The 20,019-nt window shown below is 32.8% G+C and carries 18 protein-coding genes; 8 read left to right on the top strand and 10 right to left on the bottom strand.

Translation table 11 applies throughout. From position 1 onward, the window contains the following. Nucleotides 1-5: 5 nt before the first annotated feature. Nucleotides 6-767 carry a threonine/serine exporter family protein gene (locus CLCY_RS06235; RefSeq protein ID WP_048570259.1) on the top strand — a complete coding sequence of 254 codons (762 nt, stop codon included), beginning with the start codon at nucleotides 6-8 and terminating at the stop codon, nucleotides 765-767. 12 nt (nucleotides 768-779) lie between these two features. Beyond that, nucleotides 780-1,262, top strand: a complete 483-nt coding sequence (locus CLCY_RS06230; protein ID WP_048570258.1) for a threonine/serine exporter family protein — start codon at nucleotides 780-782, stop codon at nucleotides 1,260-1,262. A gap of 88 nt (nucleotides 1,263-1,350) precedes the next feature. Here the strand turns inward: CLCY_RS06230 and CLCY_RS06225 are convergent, their stop codons facing one another. The 3 genes from CLCY_RS06225 to CLCY_RS06215 are packed head-to-tail and all read right to left on the bottom strand — an operon-like array spanning nucleotide 1,351 to nucleotide 4,915. Then, entirely contained in the window at nucleotides 1,351-3,669 is a 2,319-nt protein-coding gene (locus CLCY_RS06225) for a xanthine dehydrogenase family protein molybdopterin-binding subunit (RefSeq protein ID WP_048570257.1), read from the bottom strand. A 3-nt stretch (nucleotides 3,670-3,672) separates the two neighbouring features. Next, the gene (locus CLCY_RS06220; protein WP_048570256.1) at nucleotides 3,673-4,131 is read right to left on the bottom strand and encodes a (2Fe-2S)-binding protein; all 459 of its coding nucleotides are present in this window, start codon (nucleotides 4,129-4,131) and stop codon (nucleotides 3,673-3,675) included. A gap of 1 nt (nucleotide 4,132) precedes the next feature. Then, nucleotides 4,133-4,915, bottom strand: coding sequence for an FAD binding domain-containing protein (locus CLCY_RS06215; RefSeq protein WP_048570255.1), 783 nt, complete (start codon nucleotides 4,913-4,915; stop codon nucleotides 4,133-4,135). A gap of 716 nt (nucleotides 4,916-5,631) precedes the next feature. Here CLCY_RS06215 and CLCY_RS06210 point away from each other — a divergent pair. Continuing rightward, nucleotides 5,632-5,802, top strand: a complete 171-nt coding sequence (locus tag CLCY_RS06210; RefSeq protein ID WP_048570254.1) for a DUF362 domain-containing protein — start codon at nucleotides 5,632-5,634, stop codon at nucleotides 5,800-5,802. Between the two features lie 221 nt (nucleotides 5,803-6,023). After that, nucleotides 6,024-7,367, top strand: coding sequence for a uracil-xanthine permease family protein (locus CLCY_RS06205; protein WP_048570253.1), 1,344 nt, complete (start codon nucleotides 6,024-6,026; stop codon nucleotides 7,365-7,367). Nucleotides 7,368-7,730: 363 nt separating this feature from the next. Here the strand turns inward: CLCY_RS06205 and CLCY_RS06200 are convergent, their stop codons facing one another. The 4 genes from CLCY_RS06200 to CLCY_RS06185 form a co-directional block, all read right to left on the bottom strand. Then, nucleotides 7,731-8,525 carry an ABC transporter ATP-binding protein gene (locus CLCY_RS06200; protein WP_048570388.1) on the bottom strand — a complete coding sequence of 265 codons (795 nt, stop codon included), beginning with the start codon at nucleotides 8,523-8,525 and terminating at the stop codon, nucleotides 7,731-7,733. Beyond that, a complete protein-coding gene (locus CLCY_RS06195) occupies nucleotides 8,500-9,393 on the bottom strand; it encodes an ABC transporter permease (protein WP_048570252.1) in 894 nt (297 codons plus the stop codon). Before CLCY_RS06195 ends, CLCY_RS06200 begins: the two co-directional genes overlap by 26 nt. Next, nucleotides 9,393-10,403, bottom strand: a complete 1,011-nt coding sequence (locus CLCY_RS06190) for an ABC transporter substrate-binding protein (protein ID WP_053083281.1) — start codon at nucleotides 10,401-10,403, stop codon at nucleotides 9,393-9,395. Before CLCY_RS06190 ends, CLCY_RS06195 begins: the two co-directional genes overlap by 1 nt. A 243-nt stretch (nucleotides 10,404-10,646) precedes the next feature. Further along, nucleotides 10,647-11,063: a HutP family protein gene (locus CLCY_RS06185; RefSeq protein WP_200899969.1), complete on the bottom strand. Its 417-nt coding sequence runs from the start codon at nucleotides 11,061-11,063 to the stop codon at nucleotides 10,647-10,649. A 147-nt stretch (nucleotides 11,064-11,210) separates the two neighbouring features. Between CLCY_RS06185 and CLCY_RS06180 the strand changes: the two genes are divergently transcribed. After that, on the top strand, nucleotides 11,211-13,277 hold the full coding sequence (locus CLCY_RS06180; protein WP_048570250.1) for a transporter substrate-binding domain-containing protein: 2,067 nt from the start codon (nucleotides 11,211-11,213) through the stop codon (nucleotides 13,275-13,277). A 148-nt stretch (nucleotides 13,278-13,425) separates the two neighbouring features. Next, nucleotides 13,426-14,784 (top strand): 23S rRNA (uracil(1939)-C(5))-methyltransferase RlmD, encoded by a 1,359-nt coding sequence (gene rlmD / locus CLCY_RS06175; RefSeq protein WP_048570249.1) that lies wholly within the window; start codon nucleotides 13,426-13,428, stop codon nucleotides 14,782-14,784. 66 nt (nucleotides 14,785-14,850) lie between these two features. Here the strand turns inward: rlmD and CLCY_RS06170 are convergent, their stop codons facing one another. Further along, a complete protein-coding gene (locus CLCY_RS06170) occupies nucleotides 14,851-15,282 on the bottom strand; it encodes an EamA family transporter (RefSeq protein WP_048570248.1) in 432 nt (143 codons plus the stop codon). Between the two features lie 178 nt (nucleotides 15,283-15,460). Between CLCY_RS06170 and CLCY_RS06165 the strand changes: the two genes are divergently transcribed. Together CLCY_RS06165 and CLCY_RS06160 are read left to right on the top strand one after the other, a co-directional pair. Continuing rightward, nucleotides 15,461-16,396 carry a VanW family protein gene (locus CLCY_RS06165; RefSeq protein ID WP_048570247.1) on the top strand — a complete coding sequence of 312 codons (936 nt, stop codon included), beginning with the start codon at nucleotides 15,461-15,463 and terminating at the stop codon, nucleotides 16,394-16,396. A 150-nt stretch (nucleotides 16,397-16,546) separates the two neighbouring features. Next, the gene (locus tag CLCY_RS06160; protein WP_048570246.1) at nucleotides 16,547-17,998 is read left to right on the top strand and encodes an aminotransferase class I/II-fold pyridoxal phosphate-dependent enzyme; all 1,452 of its coding nucleotides are present in this window, start codon (nucleotides 16,547-16,549) and stop codon (nucleotides 17,996-17,998) included. Nucleotides 17,999-18,045: 47 nt separating this feature from the next. On the opposite strand, the gene gpmA is transcribed toward CLCY_RS06160, so the two are convergent. Together gpmA and CLCY_RS06150 are read right to left on the bottom strand one after the other, a co-directional pair. Continuing rightward, complete coding sequence (gene gpmA, locus CLCY_RS06155) at nucleotides 18,046-18,783, bottom strand: 2,3-diphosphoglycerate-dependent phosphoglycerate mutase (protein ID WP_048570245.1); 738 nt, start codon at nucleotides 18,781-18,783, stop codon at nucleotides 18,046-18,048. Between the two features lie 151 nt (nucleotides 18,784-18,934). Then, the gene (locus CLCY_RS06150) at nucleotides 18,935-19,921 is read right to left on the bottom strand and encodes a choloylglycine hydrolase family protein (protein ID WP_048570244.1); all 987 of its coding nucleotides are present in this window, start codon (nucleotides 19,919-19,921) and stop codon (nucleotides 18,935-18,937) included. Nucleotides 19,922-20,019: the final 98 nt, after the last annotated feature.

Raw genomic sequence — 20,019 nt, 5'->3', positions numbered from 1 at the left:
ATTTTATGGATACTGGGAAAATACTTCAAATAGCCTTAAACCTAGGAGACATACTTCTAACCAGTGGAGCAGAAGTGTATAGGGTAGAAGAGACTATAAGACGTGTTTGCAAAAGATATAATATAGAGTGTGATTGTTATTGTACATTAACCGGGATATTTATATCAAGTGAAGGTACAAAGAATGATAAACATTCTCTTACTGTAATTCGAAGAATAAAGGATAGGACTTTGGATCTACACAAAATAGAATTAGTAAATGCTTTTTCAAGACAAATTGAAGTAAGTGACATAGACTATGATGAAGCACTTAAGAAAATAGAAGAGATAAAAAAGAGACCATATTTTAATTTTCCTACAATGTTATTTGCAGCATCATTTAATGCATATGTATTTAGTTGCCTTTTTGGAGGTACATCCATAGATGGGATAGTAGCTTTTATTATAGGTATGGTTATTTATAGTATTAAAGAGTATATGGCAAGGTTTGGATTCTTTGAGTTCCTACAGCTTTTCTTAGCTGGTATTATAGCTGGTGGTATGACTATAGGTTTTAAAATGGGAATTCCAACACTAAATATCGATAAGGTTATAGTTGGAGCTATAATGCTATTACTTCCTGGTGTTGCTATTACAAGTGGAATTAAGGATGCATTAAATGGAGATATTATATCTAGTTCAGGTAGGTTAATGGAAGGAATTTTAACCGCTGCAGCACTTGGAGTAGGCGTAGGTATTATGCTGGTTCTTGGAACCCATATAATGTAAGGAGAGCTTGAAATGTTAAGTGGAAGATTATTAATAGAAATAGTATTTGCGTTTTTAGGGAGTTTTTTCCCTGGGGTACTTTTTAATATAGAAAGAAAAAATCTTGTTTGGGCGGGAATTTCAGGTTCTATAGGATGGGTACTTTTTGCAATAGTAAAAGCTGCTACAGCATCTCCTGCAATGGCTACATTTGTAGGGGCAGCAGGTATAGGGGTTTATAGTGAAATTATGGCAAGGGTTAAAAAGACTCCTGCATCAATATTTTCGATAACAGGTATATATCCTCTAGTACCAGGAATAACAGCTTATAATACTGTAAAGTATATAGTTGAAGATGATTTGGCAATGGCTTTAAATAAAGGAATTGAAACAGCAGCTGTGGCTGGAGCAATTGCATTCGGGATAATGACAGTAACTGCAGCTTTTCAATTTATAACAAGATTCAAACAAAGAAAGCATGAAATTAAACAGGAGAAAAGTTTATCCAACAGTTAAACTCATGGATAAAGACCTCAAATAATTTTGTTCATAATGCAAATAAAAAATGCCTAGGCTTTAGCCTAGGCATTAATATTTTATTTAATTAAGCTTGTTTTTTAAGCTTGTTGATTTCTGAAAGTATTAGTGATGGAGTGAAAGGCATATGATCTAATTGAATAGGCCCTACAGCATCAATAATAGCTGCTCTTATAGCTGGAGCAGAAGAGTTTAGAACAACTTCTCCTATTGACTTAGCACCGAATGGTCCTGTTGGTTCATAACTTTCAACGAAGTCAACCTTTATAGTTCCGAAGTTATCTCTTACAGGCATTGGATACTTAAGGAAGTTGTTACTTAACATCTTACCCTTTTCGTTATGAACAACAGTTTCCCAAAGAGCCATACCTATACCTTGAAGGATACCACCTTCAGCTTGTACTCTAGCAAGCGCAGGGTTAACTACTGTACCAACATCAAGTACACCAACAAATTGAGTTAAATCAATCTTACCAGTTTCTATATCAACTTCAACTTCTGCAAATCCAGCGATGTATGGAACTGGTGAACCCTTTCCAGTGAATGAGTCAGAAGTTAGTAATTGCTTACATGAACATCCAAGTTTGTATGCTATTCCTTGGAATGTAATTGATTTATCATCTACCTTGCTCTTAACTTGACCATCTTCGATGAATAGATCTTCTTCCTTAGCATCAAGAATAACAGCAGCTTCTCTAATAAGTTCGCCTCTCATCTTAGTTGCAGTATTCTTAATAGCGTTACCTGATACGTAAGTTGTACTTGACGCATAAGCACCACAGTCATATGGAGTAAAGTCAGTATCAGATGAGAATACGTTAATTGCTTCAAATGGAACTGTTAGTTCTTCAGCACAAATTTGTGAAAGAATAGTATCACTACCTGTACCAAGGTCAGTTGCACCGATTAGTAGTTGGAATGAACCATCGTTGTTAAGCTTAAGAACAGCTGATGCCATGTCAACACCAGGAATACCTGAACCTTGTCTTCCACAAGCCATACCTAGACCACGTCTCTTAGTAGGTGAGATTTCTCTCTTTCCGTATTTTTTATCCCATTCAATTATTTCACGACCACGTTCGATACATGCAACTAATTGACAGCTTTCAAGTGCATATCCCTTAGGTGGAGCTGGTTGACCAAAGAATCCAAATGGTACAGCTGTTTCGTTTTCACGAACAACGTTTTTAACTCTAAATTCAATTGGGTCAATACCATATTTCTTACAAGCTTCATTTATACAGCTTTCAAGAGCATAATCCCCTTGAGTTGCTCCGTATCCTCTATATGCAGCGTAAGTTAAGTGGTTTGTATAAACAACGTCACCATGGAATCTTACAGCGTCACACTTATTGTACATACCGATTGATTTCATACCAACTTGTAGGAATACCGCACGACCATGTTCAGCAAATGCACCTGTGTCAGAAAGACCAACCATGTCGATAGCTCTTAGTTTTCCATCCTTCATTAGACCAATTGTAACATCGATCTTCATTGGATGTCTTGGGCTTCCTGATTCGAATGTTTCTTCTCTTGTGAAAGTTACCTTACTTGGCTTCTTAGTAATCCAAGTAACAAGTGCAGGGTAGAACTCTGTATTTGAGTTTTGCTTAGCTCCAAATCCTCCACCTATACGAGGCTTTATAACTCTAACCTTGCTTTCAGGAATATCAAGTGCTCTAGCAACTTGTCTTCTGTTGTGGAAAGGAATTTGAGTAGATGATGTAATTACTAGTCTACCCTTTGGATCAATGTAAGCAGATGATCTAAATGTTTCCATCATACCTTGGTGTGAAGCAGGAATATAGTAAGTACCTGAGTGTACTATATCACATTCTTCTAAAGTCTTCTTCATATCACCATTATTAGCTATATCAACTTGAGCTGCAATATTTCTCTTTGGATTAAAGTGAGTATCTTGATGTACCACTATATCATCCTCAGGGTGAATTATTGAAGGGTGATCAATTGCCTTTTCCATATCAAGAACTGGCTCATATACTTCATATTCAACCTTTACAAGTTCCATTGCTGCTAAAGCAATCTTTTCTGTTTTAGCAACAACTAGTGCAACGTCGTCACCAACATATCTTACGATTTGATCAAGAATCTTAAAATCATATGGTGATTCTTCAGGATATGCTTGCCCAGCTCTTGTAATACGAATGTCTGGACAATCCTTATATGTTAGAACACATTCAACACCTTCAAGCTTTAAAGCTTCAGTTGTATCTATGTTAATTATTTTTGCAAATGCATGTGGACTTCTAAGAATCTTAATAATTAGTGCATCCTTTGGAGCTACGTCATCAGCATATACATGTCCTCCAAGGATATTACCCATTGCATCAACTTTTGGAATTGATTTTTTAATAGCGTACATATTTTAACCCTCCATACCAAGATACTTTTTGATCGCTCTAAGCTGACTTACATAACCTGAGCATCTGCAAAGATTTCCTCTTAGATATTTTACGATCTTTTCATCTGTAGGATTTTCGATTTGTTTCTCTATACCTAGAACTGTCATTACGAATCCTGGAGCACAGTATCCACATTGGTCAACCCCTACTTCTGCCATAGCTTCAGCTACTTTTTTAGCTTCTTCAGGAACACCTTCAACCGTTGTAACTTTTTGGCCTCCGCCAACAACTCTAGCAACATGTACAGCACATGAGTTTACTGGTACATCATTTACAAGTATTGTACAAACAGAACATGAAAGAGTTTCACATCCTCTTCTTACGCTGGCATAGCCAAGTTTTCTTAATAGTTCAAGTAGCTTATCATCAGCTTCATATTCAACTACTACATCTTTGCCATTTATATTTATAGTTCCAGTCATACTACATAACCTCCATTAAACATCTTTTCACTATTACCTTAGCAACTTGTTGTCTATATTCCTTTGTAGCTGTATAGTTATTTCCATATGCTAGGTTATCTAAAGCAAGCATAGCTTCATCTATAACTTTTTCAGTTAATTCCTTTCCGCTATTTAGAATTGCCATACAATCCTCAGCTTGAGCAGCTATAAGAGGTCTACATCCAACAATAACCTTGTATTTGCCATTAAGGTTAGAAACACTACATGTAATCATTGGGAAGTCCCCGTTTGAATGTCTAAGTGCCTCATATGATGCTTTAATGTTATTTTTTTCGATTATTATCTTCTTAAGAATATCTCTTTTTACTGATGGTCTAGCTATGAAATCATCTAGAGATATTTCTCCATAATTATGGAATTCAAGTGTTACATTTAGTGCTGATAGTGAGCATATAACATCAGAGAAACCATATCTACCACATATACTACCACCTATAGTAGCAAGGTTTCTAAGTTGTATTCCAAGTATTCTTCCTATAGCATTTTCAAAATAACCATTGAAGTTACCATTTAGTATTTTGCTAGTTTCAACTTCTCTTAGAGTAGTTGCAGGTCCAATTTCGATTCTGTCTTCATATTCATTAATGAAGTTAAGACCTAAATCACGAAGATCAACAACAGTGTCAACCTTAGCATTAGACGTGCACACGAAAGCTCCTCCAGAGATTATACGGCCACCAGTTTGAACAAGCTTATAAGCTTCTTCAATAGTTTGTGGGATAACGTAGTTTTGAATATTCATTCCCTTTCCTCCATATCTATCTATATTTTAAATACATAAGAATCACAGCATGATAAATTAAGTATAAGATAATACCTTTATTATTATCATAAACCAAAAAAAATAATTATTCAATAATCAACTATTAATTTTATAAATATTAAAACTAGTGATTATAGTTAGAAATTATATGAAAATTAACCAAATAATCGAGTACTTAATAGCATGAATTTTTGTAGTAAATAAATGCCTAAAAAGTTTATATAAATTCTATATATAATTTTTAATGAAAAGTCATATTTTCAATAAAAAGGTGGTTTTATAAAATTATAACTTAATTATATAAATTAGCAATATGCATATATATTAATAAGGAAATTAAATTTATATATAATATGGTAAGAATTCAAACTGTGGGGTATTAATGAAAATGATGTTATAGGTTGAAAGTAAAACTAAGACATATGATTATGGTATTAGTTTAATTATAGTAATAAAATTAAAGATATATATTAATGGTAATTATTGATCTGAATAATATTCTCAATATGAAGCAAATTAAGATATATAATTAGCGCTAGTTATAGCTAATTTAATTTAAAATTTTACAAAATATTTGAAAAGTAAACTTACCACTTGATTTTTTTAAATTTATAAAATAGAATGTAAGGGAAGGTAATACGTTTTAAGGTATTACCAATGCTATTATAAATTTAAAATGCAAGGGGGAAATAACAATGGCATTTGTAATTTCAGAAGCATGTATCGCATGCGGAGCATGTGCTCCAGAATGTCCAGTAAGCTGTATATCACAAGGTGAGGTAAAATTTGATATCGACTCAGAAGTTTGTATATCATGTGGAAACTGTGCAAATATTTGCCCAGTAGGAGCTCCAGCAGAAGCATAGTCTTTAGGAGTAATTTAATAAAGGTTATCTTAAGCAAAATTAAGATAACCTTTATATAAAATAAATTTTTAGTTAATAGGTTTAATTTTAAAAGTTAATTTATCTTAAGCCGTAGTGTTAATGCACTACAAACTAAAATTTCATATTAATTATTAAATTAATATGAGCATCTTTGTTGTTTTATAACTAAATAATGTGGAATATTTTGTAGGGGGGTTATTATGATTGATAACGTTGTAAAAGAGGCACAAGTTACAAGTTCGCCTTTTGAAGAAAAAGTTCCGCCAAGGGAGAAGATTATTCTTGCACTTCAGCAAGTACTAACTCTTTGTCCAGGATCAATTACAGTTGCATTAGTTGTGGGACGTGCAATGAAAGCAGATCCTGAAACCTTAGCATTTTTGGTAGCGTCAACTCTATTTGCTAATGCTATAGCAGCACTAATCCAAGTTTATGGTATTGGTAAGTTTATAGGGTCTAAAGCACCACTAGCACTAGGTGCATCATTTGTACCGCTTGCTCCAATGATAATAGTTGGAACTAAACATGGTTTCCCAGCTTTATTCGGTGCCATAATGGTATCCTCAGTCGTAGTTTTTGTGCTATGTTTCTTTATGCATAAGATACTAGTATTCTTCCCGCCAATAGTTATGGGGTCATTTGTTACACTACTAGGGATTTCTCTTGCACCAGTTGCATTTGGAGAATTAGCAGGTGCACATGGAAGCCCAACATATGGTAGTGCTAAAAACCTTATACTAGGATTTGTGGTTATAGCAATTGTTATTGCCTTTGAAAGATTTGGTAAGGGTATAGTTAAATCAATAGCTCTAATGCTTGGTCTTGTTATAGGTACTATAATAGGTGCATTTATGGGTATGATAGACTTTACACCACTAATGGAAGCTAAATGGTTCCAAATAGTAACTCCATTTAAATTCGGAGTACCACAATTCAATACAGAAGCAATAGTAATTATGACTATATTCTGTATAATTAACCTTGTTCAATGTATAGGAGTATTCGCAATCCTAGACGATTTATCAGGTCAAACAACAAACAACAAAGGAAAATCAAAGGGCTTAAGAGGTCAAGCAGTAGCTCAGCTTTTAGCAGGAGCTTTTAATGCATTCCCTCAAGCGTTCCTAAGCGAGAACGTTGCAATATTTAGATTCTCAAAGTATAAGAGTAACAGTATAATAAGAACAGCTGCGGTAATGCTAATTATAATAGCATTTATTCCTAAGCTAACAACACTAATAACACTTATTCCAACTCCTGTTTTAGGTGGAGTTACAGTATGTTTATTCGGTATAATAACTACATCAGGTATGTCAATACTTAGAAACGTAAACCTATCTGATAACAAGAACTTTATTATACTAGCTATAAGTATGTCACTAGGAATAGGAGCACATTATGCTGGTAAAGAAGCATTTGTTGGACTTACTGGAATATGGGGCCAACTTCTAAGCAATGGTCTATTCATGGTTAGTGTTTCTTCAATACTTCTATATACACTATTTAACTTTGGTGAAATTAAAACTAAACTAAAAGAATCATAGAAAAAACCACTTACCACACTATGATTAAATATATAAAAGGCTGTACTATTTTTATAGTATGGCCTTTATGTTTGTCTTAAAATCACTGACATAAATAAAGAATTCCTTTTATATAAAGATAATAGTCCGTAAACAGAAATTCTTATATATAATATAGACTATTTATATTGATTTGTCTATATCATGGGTAATACCTATGCTATCGTTATTTACTATAGAAACTAGGGAATTTAATCTATTGCTATACTTAAGCTTAATTCAATAAAAATTTTAAATTTCCTTTTAATTGAAGTGTTTAATGGATAAAGTTCACATATTAAGTGTGTTTTTAACATAGTTGTTAAGTAAAAAAAAGGCTATATTCTAAGAGAATATAGCCCTATCACTTAGTTCATTTTTAAAGTTTAACTTTTCAAATGAATCTATTAGTTTTTCAATTGTTAGGTTTTTCTTTTCTTCACCTTTTATATCCATTATAATGTTTCCACGATGTAGCATTATAAGTCTATTTCCAGCCTTAATTGCATGATTAAGATTATGTGTTACCATAAGTGAAGTCATGTTCTTTTCTTTGATTATCTCTTCTGTAAGATCAAGAATTATCTCAGATGTTTTAGGGTCAAGTGCTGCAGTATGTTCGTCAAGAAGAAGAACATCTGGGTTAGACATTGTTGCCATAAGTAGTGCAAGTGATTGTCTTTGACCACCTGAAAGGTCTCCAACCTTAGTATGAAGCTTGGCTTCTAGACCAAGGTTAAGCTTTGATAAAAGACCTTTAAAATAGTCTATTTTACCTTTTTGAACTCCTAGGGTTAAGTTGAATTTTTTACCCTTATTATATGCCATTGAAAGGTTCTCAAGTATTGTCATAGAAGGGCTTGTACCAAGAGATGGGTCTTGAAATACTCTCCCAATGAACTTACAACGCTTATATTCTGGCATATCAGATATATTCTTATCTTTAATAGAAATAATACCTTCATCTAGAGGGATTTTTCCCCCTATTATATTTAAAAGAGTAGATTTTCCTGCTCCATTACTACCTATAATGGTAATAAAATCTCCACTTTCAATTTCTAGTGAAATTCCTTTGTAAAGGTAGTTTTCATTAACAGTTCCTTTTCCAAATGTTTTATGCAGATTCTGTAGACGTAGCAGAAGAATCACCTCCAATAGTTCTATTTTTTTTCTTAAACTTAAATTTAGTGTTATTAGCTACTAATGCAATAACAACTATTAAAGCTGTAATAAGTCTCATATCTTCTGGTGGAAGATTTGCAGCTAGGGCAATACCAATAATTAACTTATAAAGAAGTGCACCTATAACAGTTACAGTTGTAATAGCTATAAAGTTAACCTTCTTAAATAGCGAAGTACCAAGTATTATTGAAGCAAGTCCTACAACAATAGTACCAGCTCCCATTGATACATCAACAAAACCTTGATATTGAGCGATTAGTGAACCACCAAGTGCAACAAGACCGTTTGAAATCATAAGACCAATAGTTATAACAAAGCCTTTATTAACTCCAAGAGAAGTTACTAGCTGAGGGTTATCTCCAGCTGATATAAGCATAAAGCCAAGCTTTGTCTTAAAGAATAGGTCAAGAAGTATCTTACAAACAACTGCAATAATTGCAATTATTATAATAGAAGGAATTCCTTCTATAAAAACAGTTTTCTCGTTATAAAGAGCAATGTTTGGTTTACCACCCATAACTCTTAATGTTATAGAGTATAGTGCAAGCATAACAAGTATACCTGATAATAGATTAGTTATTTTAAACTTAACGTGTAAAATACCTGTTAAAAGTCCGCCAATTGCTCCTGCAGCAAACGCTATAAGTAGAGTAACGTAGGGATTTATACCTAGGGTTAAGCACATAGCTGTTGCCCCTGCACCTAGTGGAAATGATCCATCAACTGATAAATCAGGAAAATCTAGTATCTTGTATGTGATGTATATTCCTAGTGAAACTATTCCATATATTAGTCCTTGTTCAAGTACTGAGATTAAAAATGACACTACTTTTCACCACCTACAAATTGAGCTTTGTCTTGAAGTTCCTTAGGTAGTTTTATTCCAAGTTTATCTAAAGTCTTTTTGTTTACAGTTAAAGTGAACTTTTCTGCAAGTTTAACCTTCATGTCTTGAGGCTTGCTCTTACCTTCTAGTATATCTACTGCCATAAGACCAGCTTCATAACCAAGACTCTTATAGTCAAGTCCCTCTGATAATAAACCGCCAGCTTCTACAACGCTTCCTTCAGCAGAAATAACTGGTATCTTCTTATCTAAAGCCTTTTTAGCAACAATAGCTCTTGCTGAAACTACCATGTTATCAGTTGGAATATATAAAGCATCTACCTTTGAGCAAACAATATCAGTTGCTTGAGCAACGTCATTAGTAGATGTTATAGTTTGTTCTACTATTTCAAGTCCAAGTTCCTTTGCAGCCTTTGCAGCTTCCTTAGCTTGAATTACTGAGTTTGCTTCACCTGCATTATACATGAAACCAACTTTTTTAGCATTTGGATTGATTTTCTTAACTATTTCTAATTGTTTCTTAATTGGTGCTAAATCAGATGTTCCAGTAACGTTTGTTCCTGACTTGTCCATTGATTTAACAAGTTTAGCTGCAACTGGGTCTGTAACTGCTGTTAATACTACTGGAATTTCCTTTGTAGCATTATATGCTGCTTGTGCTGATGGAGTTGCTATAGCAAATATTAAATCAACCTTATCTGATGCAAATTTCTTTGCAATTGAATCGTTGTTAACAACTTCTCCCTGAGCATTCTTTTGATCAATTTTAACTTTTTCACCATCTTTATAGCCTTTATCAGCTAGAGCTTTAACAAACCCTTCATTAGCTGAATCAAGTGCTGGGTGTTGTACGTGTTGGATTACACCAACTGTTTTAACATTACCTTCTTTTGATGAACCTCCACCTGCTGGTGAACAGCTAGCAAAAATTAGCGTCGAAGCAAGAGCTAGAACAAGCCCTCTTGAAAACTTCTTTAAGTTTCCTACCATACTACCATCCTCCTAGAATATTAATTATTGTGATTAAAATAAAAAAATCTCCCTGATAAATAAGGAGAAATCTACTAAGTTAATGTAAATTTAAGTTTAACACCTATCTCCTACAATGCTACTAATAATACTAAAAATGCTTAACTTCTTTATAGAAAAAATTATGAAGATTCTACAAAGTATTTACAATTAGGTGTCACTGAAATTATAAATAACAACCTATATATATGTCAACATAAAAAGCTATTTTTCAGAAATGGTTCTATGTCCAAGTCCTATAGTTATTTCATTAAGGTGAAGCATTCCTATGCTTAGGTATATAGTTACGCTGATATGTACACCAGACCTTGCGATTCCTATTTTACCCCCTACATTAAGTCCAAGTGCCTTTGGACTTACTTGCATCAAAGCTTCCTTAGTTGCACCAGCAACAGCTCCTTCATGTGCCTGACATTCTTCTATTAATCCACTTCTTTTAGAAGCAACAACTGAACGTTCCATTATTTTAGGTATAGAGGTTAAAAGATTTCCTCCAAATTCTGCAGCTGCTACCATGATGTTTTGATGTTTAAGTTCCTTCTTTAGAAGTTCTTCTTCCTCCCTAGAGGATATGGCCATTTTTATTGATGCGTTTACTACTGATTTAGAGTCCATATTTATCACCCTTTATAATTTTCTATTTAAATATATTATAACTTAATTTGTGTAATAAATAAAAAAATATTAAACAAAAATAAAAAAAATAGAATTATGTCAAAATATGTTATATAATTTAAAAGATAAGCTGAGATTAGGAGCGTACTTATAATGAAAAAGAAGGTTTTTGGACTTATATCTTTATTAATAATATTTTTATTGGTAGATCCTACTGTTTATGGAGCTCAGAGAAATAAAAAGGTTATAAGAATAGGAGGAGACTTTGATTATCCACCCTATGAGTTTATAGATACAAATGGTGTATATAAAGGCTTTAATATAGATATTGTTAAAGCTGTTGCAAGGGAAATAGGCTATGATGTAGAGTTTAAGCCTCTTACCTGGGGAAAGGCTATTGAGAATCTAGAAAGTGGGAAAATAGATGCTATTCAAGGAATCAACAAAACTAAACATAGAGGACAAAATCTTCTATTTAGCACTCCATATACCATTAATCAACAGGTCATATTTACACTAAAGGATACTGCCTACATAAGTAGTATAGAGGACTTAAAGGGAAAAAGAGTTTCTATACAAAAAGGCGATGTATGTGGTGAAATAGTAAGTGGAGTAAAAGGGATAGATTTGCGTACTATGCCAACTCAAAAAGGTGCATTAGAGCTTCTATTAAACGGAGAGGTAGATGCATTTATTGGTAATAAAACCGTCGGACTATACTATATACAAAAGGAAAATAAACTTAATAAGATAAAAATTACAGGTGAAACATTATTAGATATAGAGTATACCCTTGTTACAACTAATGGGAAAAGTAATATAATTAAGGATTTTAATATAGGACTTGAAAAAATAAAAGATAAGGGAATATACAAAGAAATTGACAAAAAATGGTTTGGAGATCCTGTTGCTTATCCCGATGGCATGTGGAGAAATATAATAAGTGGAGGTATTATTTTCACTTCTATAGTTAGCGTTGTGGTCGTGGGAATATTACTTATTAATAAGAGTCTTAAGAAGAAGATAACAGAGAGAACAAGAGAACTTGAGGAAGTTAATAAAGCAATTGCATCTAATGAGGAAAGATACAGAAGATTTATAGAGGCATGTCCAGATGCAATATTTTCACATAGAGCAGATAATACTATTTTATTTGTTAATGATGAAGGTAGGAGGCTTGTTGGGGCTAACACAAAGGCAGAAATCATTGGACGAAATATGGAGGAATTCATAGGGGATATGTCCTATGTTGAAAGTGAAAGGTCTGAATATATAAGTGGTAAAATAGCATATGAGAAAAAGATTACAAGACTTGATGGAAGTATAGTTGATGTTGAAGTAAGAGGATCTTTTATGACATATGAAGGTGAAGAGAGCATATTAAGTATAGTAACTGATATAAGCGAGAGGAAAAGGCTTTTTGAAGCAATTGAATATGATAAGGTAAAAACTGAATTCTTTGCAAATATATCACATGAACTAAGAACCCCTTTAAATGTTATACTTGCATCACTTCAGCTTATGCAATCTAAGACATCAAGTAAAGATAACTGTACGTTGAAATGTGATATAAATAAAAATATAGAGGGCATAAAGCATAACAGTTTGAGATTGTTAAGATTGGTTAATAATCTTATTGATATAACTAAAATAGATTCTGGATATGTAAGTTTAAATATGAAAAATGGCAACATTATAGATACTATTGAAAGTACGGTAACAGCAATTATAGAGTATGCAGACGCTAAAAATATAAATGTAACCTTTGATACAGATACAGAGGAAATAATAATGGCATTTGATGAGGATAAAATAGAGAGAATAATGTTAAACCTCCTTTCTAATGCTGTAAAGTTCAGTATGGAGGGTGGAGAGATATTCGTAGATATCAAGAATCTAAATGATAAAGTACAAATAGACGTAGAAGATAATGGTATAGGTATACCTAAGGATAAGCTAAGCGTAGTGTTTGAGAGATTTAGACAGGTTAATAAATCTCTTACAAGAAGTTTTGAGGGAAGTGGAATTGGACTATCTCTTGTTAAATCTCTAGTTGAGATGTTAGATGGAGATATAACTGTTGAAAGTATATATGGAGAAGGATCAACCTTCAGTGTAATTCTTCCAGTTAGAGTTATTGATGCTGAGGATGAGTCAGAAAGTAGATCACTTATATCAAATAAAGATATGGCAGATATTGAATTTTCAGATGTAACCTAGGAGATGATTATTTCCTAGGTTATACTTTTAAGACTACCTATAAACTGGTACAAAAGTTTTAGTTTACATGATATAATCTTAAATGAATTAATTTTAAGATTATATAAAAGGGGTTACCCTTTACAATATAATATGTAGGAGTGTATTTATGGTAAAGAAAAATGATGAACTTGAAGTATATATAGATCATATGCTTTTCCCAAATATAGGAGTAGCTTATGTTGATGATAGCAAAGTAAAAATAAAAGGTGCCCTTAAGGGACAAAAGGTAAAAATAAGAATATCTAAGAAAAGGTCAGATAAAATAGAAGGAAAAGTTCTAGAGATAATAGAGCCATCTCCACTAGAAATAGAAAAGCAATGCGAACATTTTGGAGCTTGTGGAGGATGTGCATATCAGAATCTTAGCTACGAAAGTCAATTAAAGCTTAAGGAGTCACAGGTTAAGGAAATTATAGATGAAGTTGTAGAGGATTATGAGTTTCTTCCTATAGTAGAAAGCCCATCTCCAATTAACTACAGAAATAAAATGGAGTTTTCATTTGGAGATATAGAAAGGGATGGAGAGCTTGCCCTTGGAATGCATAAAAAGGGAAGCTTCTATGAAGTTGTTACGGTTAATGGATGCCAAATAATAGATGAGGACTTTAAGAAGGTTTTACTTGCTACTTTAGATTTCTTTAAAGGTAAGGGAGTAACATTTTATAAAACAAGAAATCACGAAGGGTATTTAAGGCATTTAGTTGTTAGAAAAGCACATGCTACAGGTGAAATGCTTGTTAATTTTGTTTCAACTACACAAAATGAAGTTGACTTAACTCCACTTGTTGAATCACTAACATCACTTAAACTAGATGGAAAGATTAATGGAATACTTCATACTCTTAATGATACACTATCAGATGTTGTTAAAAGTGATGAAACAAGATTACTATATGGAACAGATAGCATAACAGAGAGCTTACTTGGACTTAACTTTAAAATATCTCCATTTTCATTTTTCCAAACAAATTCAAAGGGTGCAGAGGTTCTATACTCTGTAGTACGTGACTTTGCTGGAGATATAAAGGGGAAGGAAATATTTGACCTTTATTCTGGTACAGGAACAATAGCACAAATAATGGCACCTGTAGCATCTAAGGTAACAGGTATAGAAATAGTAGAGGAAGCAGTTGAAGCAGCTAAGGAAAATGCAAAGCTTAATGGACTTGATAACTGCCACTTTATAGCTGGAGATGTGTTAAAGGAAATAGAAAATCTAAAGGGTAATAAACCAGACGTAATAATACTTGACCCACCTAGGGAGGGAATACATCCAAAGGCAATACACAAAATTATTAACTTTAAGTGCAAGGAAATCGTATATGTTTCATGTAAACCAACTTCCCTAGCACGTGACCTTGTAGTACTTCAAGAAAGAGGATACAAGGTAGAGAAGGTTCAATGCGTTGATATGTTCCCATATACAGCACATGTAGAGACAGTTTGTTTACTTAAAAAGAAATAGGTTAGTATCAAAGGGTTAAAGAAATTTAACCCTTTTTTATGTATTTTTATATTTATTTATACTTGATTAAACAATGAAAAGTATTCCTGCTATCACAAATACAACACCTATGATTTGAGTAAAAGTTATTTGTTCACCTAAAAAAATTGTGGATACTAACATAGTAACTAAAGGAGAACTAGACATTATAACTGTAACCACAGAAACATTTCCTTTTTTAATTGCAGCATAATAAGCCAGGTCACCAACTAAAGTAGCTAGTAAAGCTTCAATAGCAATTAGAAACCATACTTTAATAGGAATATTTATAATTTGATTTAAGATTTTATCACAACTTACAAATCCTCTAAACCCCATAAAACCAAGCATAAGAAAGAAAGATATAAATGTTCTTAGAATAAGTCCAGTTAGAGGATCAAGATTACTTAATCCCATTTTTGCAAAGATTGGCGCTATTCCCCAACATACCATAGCAAATATTGCAATCCAAAATACCATTTTTATTTTTCTCCTTTTAGTTATAGTAAAAATACTTAATATCTAATTTTATAAGTATTCTAAGATTCGCTTATTATGTATTGAAATTAGAATATTGATATGTATTTTTTTTAGGTAATATCAAAAACTATATAGCATAACAAACTTAAATAATTTGGATCTAATGAGGAGAATAAGCATGAAAAGAAAGTTATATGTTATTTTGATAGCCATTATAGTAACTGCCGCATTGTTACTGGTACCAAATGGTGTGGAAAAGATAAAATATTATACTAAAGAAGAGCACATTGACGCTAAGATTAATTATCAAGATTCAGATAAAAAATCAGAAGCAATTAATGTAGATACACCTAATGTTTCAGGTGTAGTTAGTAATTTACCCTGGGCGAACAATGATAAATTTTTAGAGGCACAGAAGGAAAATAATACAAATGTTTTAATGGCAGCATATTGTGCTGTATTAGATGATCCATTACCAGGTGAAGAATTTAATGTTCAGTTAGCTGCAAGCTTTATTAAAGGAACTGTTCTTGAACCTAACCAAGTATTTTCCCAAAATAAAAAGGCTGGACCATACCTTAAATCAAAAGGATATAAGGCTGGCCCTACTTACATTGGATCTAAACTAGCAACAACAGTAGGTGGTGGAGTATGTAAAATTGCTTCCACTTTGTATAATGTTTCGGTGCTTAGTAATTTACAAATAGTAGAAAGATATAATCACTCTATGCCTGTGCCCTATGTACCTAATGGGCAGGATGCAACAGTATGCTATGGTGCAAAGGATTTTAAATTTAGGAATAATACGGACTCTCCAGTACTTATCTGGGCAGAAGGTATAGAAAATAGACTATATATTGCACTTTATGGAAAAGAAGAGCCGCCAAAGGTAGAGTGGAATCATGAAGTATTGAGTACAACTAAGGCACCTAAATATTATAAAAATAGCCCAAGTTTAAAGAAGGGTGAGGAAAAGGTTATTCTTGAAGGAGTAGAAGGGGCGTCGGTAAAATCATGGGTGAAAATTACTAAACCTGATGGAACTACTAAAACTAAGAATCTAGGGATTAGCTACTATAAACCTATGCCTTATATAATACAAAGAAACAAATAAATTTCTTAGAATATATCTTCTGTTTTTCTAATAATATAACTATGTAAGGAAAAGAGAGGCATATTCAATTTTTAATACTTGCTTCATATTATAAAATGAAGCAAAGTTTTTAAGTAAAAACTAGATTATATAAGAAAGGTGATTATATATTTGAAAGAGATAGATCAAGATTCAACACCTTTATTTGATGCAGTTAAAAGCTATATACAGGATGAAGTAATCCCTTTTCATGTTCCTGGACATAAACATGGTAGAGGTATACCGGAACTCACAGATTTTATAGGTGAACAAGTATTGAAAATGGATTTAAATGGTATGAAGGATTTAGACTTTTTTAACAATCCTAAAGGTGTAATTTTAGATGCGGAAAAATTATTTGCAAAGGCATTTAATGCTAAGGAAGCCTTCTTTCTAGTAAATGGTACTACTTCTGGTATAGAAGTAATGATTATGAGTACCTGTAATCCAGGAGATGAAATAATATTACCTAGAAATGCTCATAGATCCGCAATAAGTGGGATTATATTAAGTGGAGCGGTACCTATTTATGTGGAACCAGAGATAAATAAGGAATTAGGAATCGCTAATGGTGTTAGTGTAGAAAAAATGAAAGAGGCTATAGCAACTCATCCTAATGCTAAAGCGATTTTTTTGATTAATCCTACTTATTATGGCTTTACATCTGATATAAAAACTATTGCAGAATTAGCTCATAAATACAATATGTCAGTACTAGTAGATGAGGCACATGGAGCTCACATGTATTTTCACAAAGATTTACCATCAACAGCAATGGAACAAGGAGCAGATATGTGTGCAATGAGCATGCACAAAACTGGAGGTTCCTTGACACAAAGCTCTGCTTTATTAGTAGCAAATGATAGAATTTCCTTAGAAAGAGTTAAAAAGGTTTTAGATATAATCTTTACATCGAGTGCTTCTTATTTGTTATTATGTTCCTTGGACATTGCTAGAAAGCACATGGCACTTAGAGGAAATGATTTATTGCAAAAAACATTAGATATGGTAAGATGGGCACGTAATGAAATAAATGAGATTGACGGCATATATGGATTTGGAAAAGAGCTAGTTGGTAGTCCAGGTTGCTTCGATTTTGATGAAACTAAGCTAGGAATTAATGTCAGAAGACTTGGATTTACGGGATACGAAATAGAAGCATTATTAAGAAAAGAATATAATATACAGATTGAATTAGCTGATATTAATAATATACTTGCTTTAGTAAGTATAGGAGATAGATTTGAAGATTTAAAATTATTAATAAATAGTCTAAAAGATATATCCTCAAAATGTGAAATAAGGGAGTATAATGTTATAAATTCAATACCTAATTATTCAAAAAGTTTAGTATCCCCTAGAGAAGCATTTTATTCAGAAAAAGAATTACTATCTCTTAAAGAATCAGTAGGTAGGATAGTAGGTGAGATGGTTATGGCATATCCTCCTGGAATACCAGTAATTTGTGAAGGTGAGATAATGACTAAAGAAATCATAGATTACATTAATATTTTAAAAAGTGAAAATTGCGAGTTACAAGGCACTATTGATCCTTTAGTAAACCACATTCAGGTTTTAAGTTAAAGAGGTTTTAAGTTCCCTCAAATTGTAGGTTTGAGGGAACTCTTGAATTATTTAATAATATTTCGTGGTATACTTTCAGCTGGGATTTCTCCCTCAAGTCCAAGATAATAATGCCTGATTGGACTTAGGTCATCATTTAATTCGTACACTAAAGGAATTCCTGTAGGGATATTTAAATCTGCAATACCATCACTAGGTACACTATCTAAATATCTTACCAGTGCTCTAATTGTATTACCATGAGCTGAAATAATTACTTTTTTATTAGCCTTAATTAAAGGAACTATAGATTCATGCCAGTATTTAAGAACTCTCTTTTCAGTGTCATCAAGATTTTCTGTTAGTGGGAATTCATCTTCATTAAGTTCTCTGTACTTTGGATTATTAGCTTCATACCTACTATCACTTTTCTCTAAGGCTGGTGGGCGTACATCAACAGACCTTCTCCATATGTGAACCTGTTCATCACCATACTTAGCTGCGGTTTCTGATTTATTTAAACCTTGCAGCGCACCATAGTGCCTTTCGTTAAGTCTCCATGTTTTATAAATTGGTATCCACATGAGATCCATTGAGCGGAGTACTATCCATAATGTTCTTATGGCTCTTTTTAAAACAGATGTAAATGCTATATCAAATTCGTAACCATTCTTTCTTAATATTATTCCAGCATTCCTTGCCTCTTCTAATCCAGAATCAGTTAAATCTACGTCTGTCCAACCTGTAAATCTATTTTCTAAGTTCCATATACTTTGACCATGTCTTATTAGTACCAATTTTATCATTTATTATGATACCACCTTTTTCTAAGTATTCTACATAGTATTTTCTCCTTATATCATTAGTTTATTCTATAGATATGTTATTTCCACCTAGAGGATATATGTTTGTAAGTTATAAACAGAACTCTTGAATCACATAAAATTATAAAGACAATTAACAACCTTCAAATGACATAGGACGGACAATTTTTCCTAGAAAGGTTGGCTGCCTACTAGGTACATAATAGTCCCAAAGACTTGCCCTTACGATTTGATTATTCTCATAGGTTTTAAAGTAATATTCACATGTATTAGTGTTCATAAAAGCAGTATATTTCGTGTAGTCATAGGTTCCTTTATCAGTTAGAACAATACCCTTAGGAATAGAAACACTATTCATAATATGAAAAAATGCCATAGTTGCTTCGAGTCGGTTTTTTGGAACTTGCGTATGTGTTTTTAGAAATGCTGTACGAACGAAACGCTCAGGAGATGTGAAGCCTCCAGGGAGAGGTAGAGTTCCTGAACCTTGACCGAAAGGAGTTAATGATACATTTCCCCAATGAACTTCCTTTTGTTGCGTAATTGATGCATTCATATAATTCCTTAGATTGGTCATATGCCAGTGAAAATCAGGACTATTTGCCATGACTCCTATTGGATTATTAATTATCTTAAGCCCTGTCTTCGTTTGCTCAATAACAACACATTTGCCACTTCTATCAGTAGCAATCCAATGCAGTGGGGCGGCTGTTTGTGTAACTGGATCTGGTAGACCGACAATACGGATTTTTTCTAATAAAGGCTTTAAATCATCTATGGAATCACAACGTCCTAAAATATAATGTAGAAAATCTAAAGAAGCAATAGGCTCTTTATCCTTTATCGGTAAATCATAATAGGCATAACCTGCAAAATATAAGGCTGCAGCAGCAAAACCTCGTTCATTTACACCATCAAAAAAACCTAACATACCATCGGTTTCTTGACCGATACAAATAAAACTATAGTAATCAATGTATTTTTTCATTGTTGCAAGGCTATACCATTCGTAATTTTTCGGAATTACGTAAAGCCCAGGCTCAATGGGATAGGAAAAATCAATGGTTCTTCCAAAGAAGTTCTCCCTTTGTGTAGATTGTAATGTAATGGCGGTACACATACCATAAAACCTCCAATATTATAAGCATAATAATTATAATATATGTTTCAAAATTAAATAAGGTGAACTTTTCTTTCTTGGATATTATAATTAAACCA

This window comes from Clostridium cylindrosporum DSM 605, assembly GCF_001047375.1.
Taxonomy (GTDB): Bacteria; Bacillota; Clostridia; order Clostridiales; family Caloramatoraceae; genus Clostridium_AB; species Clostridium_AB cylindrosporum.
The sequence above is the reverse complement of the archived record's forward strand: the minus strand, read 5'-3'. Positions and strand labels throughout refer to the sequence as shown.

Bases quoted from the DNA above. Each gene is read 5' to 3' on its own strand.
- CLCY_RS06180 (WP_048570250.1), top strand. From the start codon at position 11,211: ATGAAAAAGAAGGTTTTTGGACTTATATCTTTATTAATAATATTTTTA.
- CLCY_RS06220 (WP_048570256.1), bottom strand. From the start codon at position 4,131: ATGACTGGAACTATAAATATAAATGGCAAAGATGTAGTAGTTGAATAT.
- CLCY_RS06190 (WP_053083281.1), bottom strand. From the start codon at position 10,403: ATGGTAGGAAACTTAAAGAAGTTTTCAAGAGGGCTTGTTCTAGCTCTT.
- gpmA (WP_048570245.1), bottom strand. From the start codon at position 18,783: ATGATAAAATTGGTACTAATAAGACATGGTCAAAGTATATGGAACTTA.
- CLCY_RS06150 (WP_048570244.1), bottom strand. From the start codon at position 19,921: ATGTGTACCGCCATTACATTACAATCTACACAAAGGGAGAACTTCTTT.
- CLCY_RS06205 (WP_048570253.1), top strand. From the start codon at position 6,024: ATGATTGATAACGTTGTAAAAGAGGCACAAGTTACAAGTTCGCCTTTT.
- CLCY_RS06235 (WP_048570259.1), top strand. From the start codon at position 6: ATGGATACTGGGAAAATACTTCAAATAGCCTTAAACCTAGGAGACATA.
- CLCY_RS06210 (WP_048570254.1), top strand. From the start codon at position 5,632: ATGGCATTTGTAATTTCAGAAGCATGTATCGCATGCGGAGCATGTGCT.
- CLCY_RS06215 (WP_048570255.1), bottom strand. From the start codon at position 4,915: ATGAATATTCAAAACTACGTTATCCCACAAACTATTGAAGAAGCTTAT.
- CLCY_RS06170 (WP_048570248.1), bottom strand. From the start codon at position 15,282: ATGGTATTTTGGATTGCAATATTTGCTATGGTATGTTGGGGAATAGCG.
- CLCY_RS06165 (WP_048570247.1), top strand. From the start codon at position 15,461: ATGAAAAGAAAGTTATATGTTATTTTGATAGCCATTATAGTAACTGCC.
- CLCY_RS06225 (WP_048570257.1), bottom strand. From the start codon at position 3,669: ATGTACGCTATTAAAAAATCAATTCCAAAAGTTGATGCAATGGGTAAT.
- CLCY_RS06230 (WP_048570258.1), top strand. From the start codon at position 780: ATGTTAAGTGGAAGATTATTAATAGAAATAGTATTTGCGTTTTTAGGG.
- rlmD (WP_048570249.1), top strand. From the start codon at position 13,426: ATGGTAAAGAAAAATGATGAACTTGAAGTATATATAGATCATATGCTT.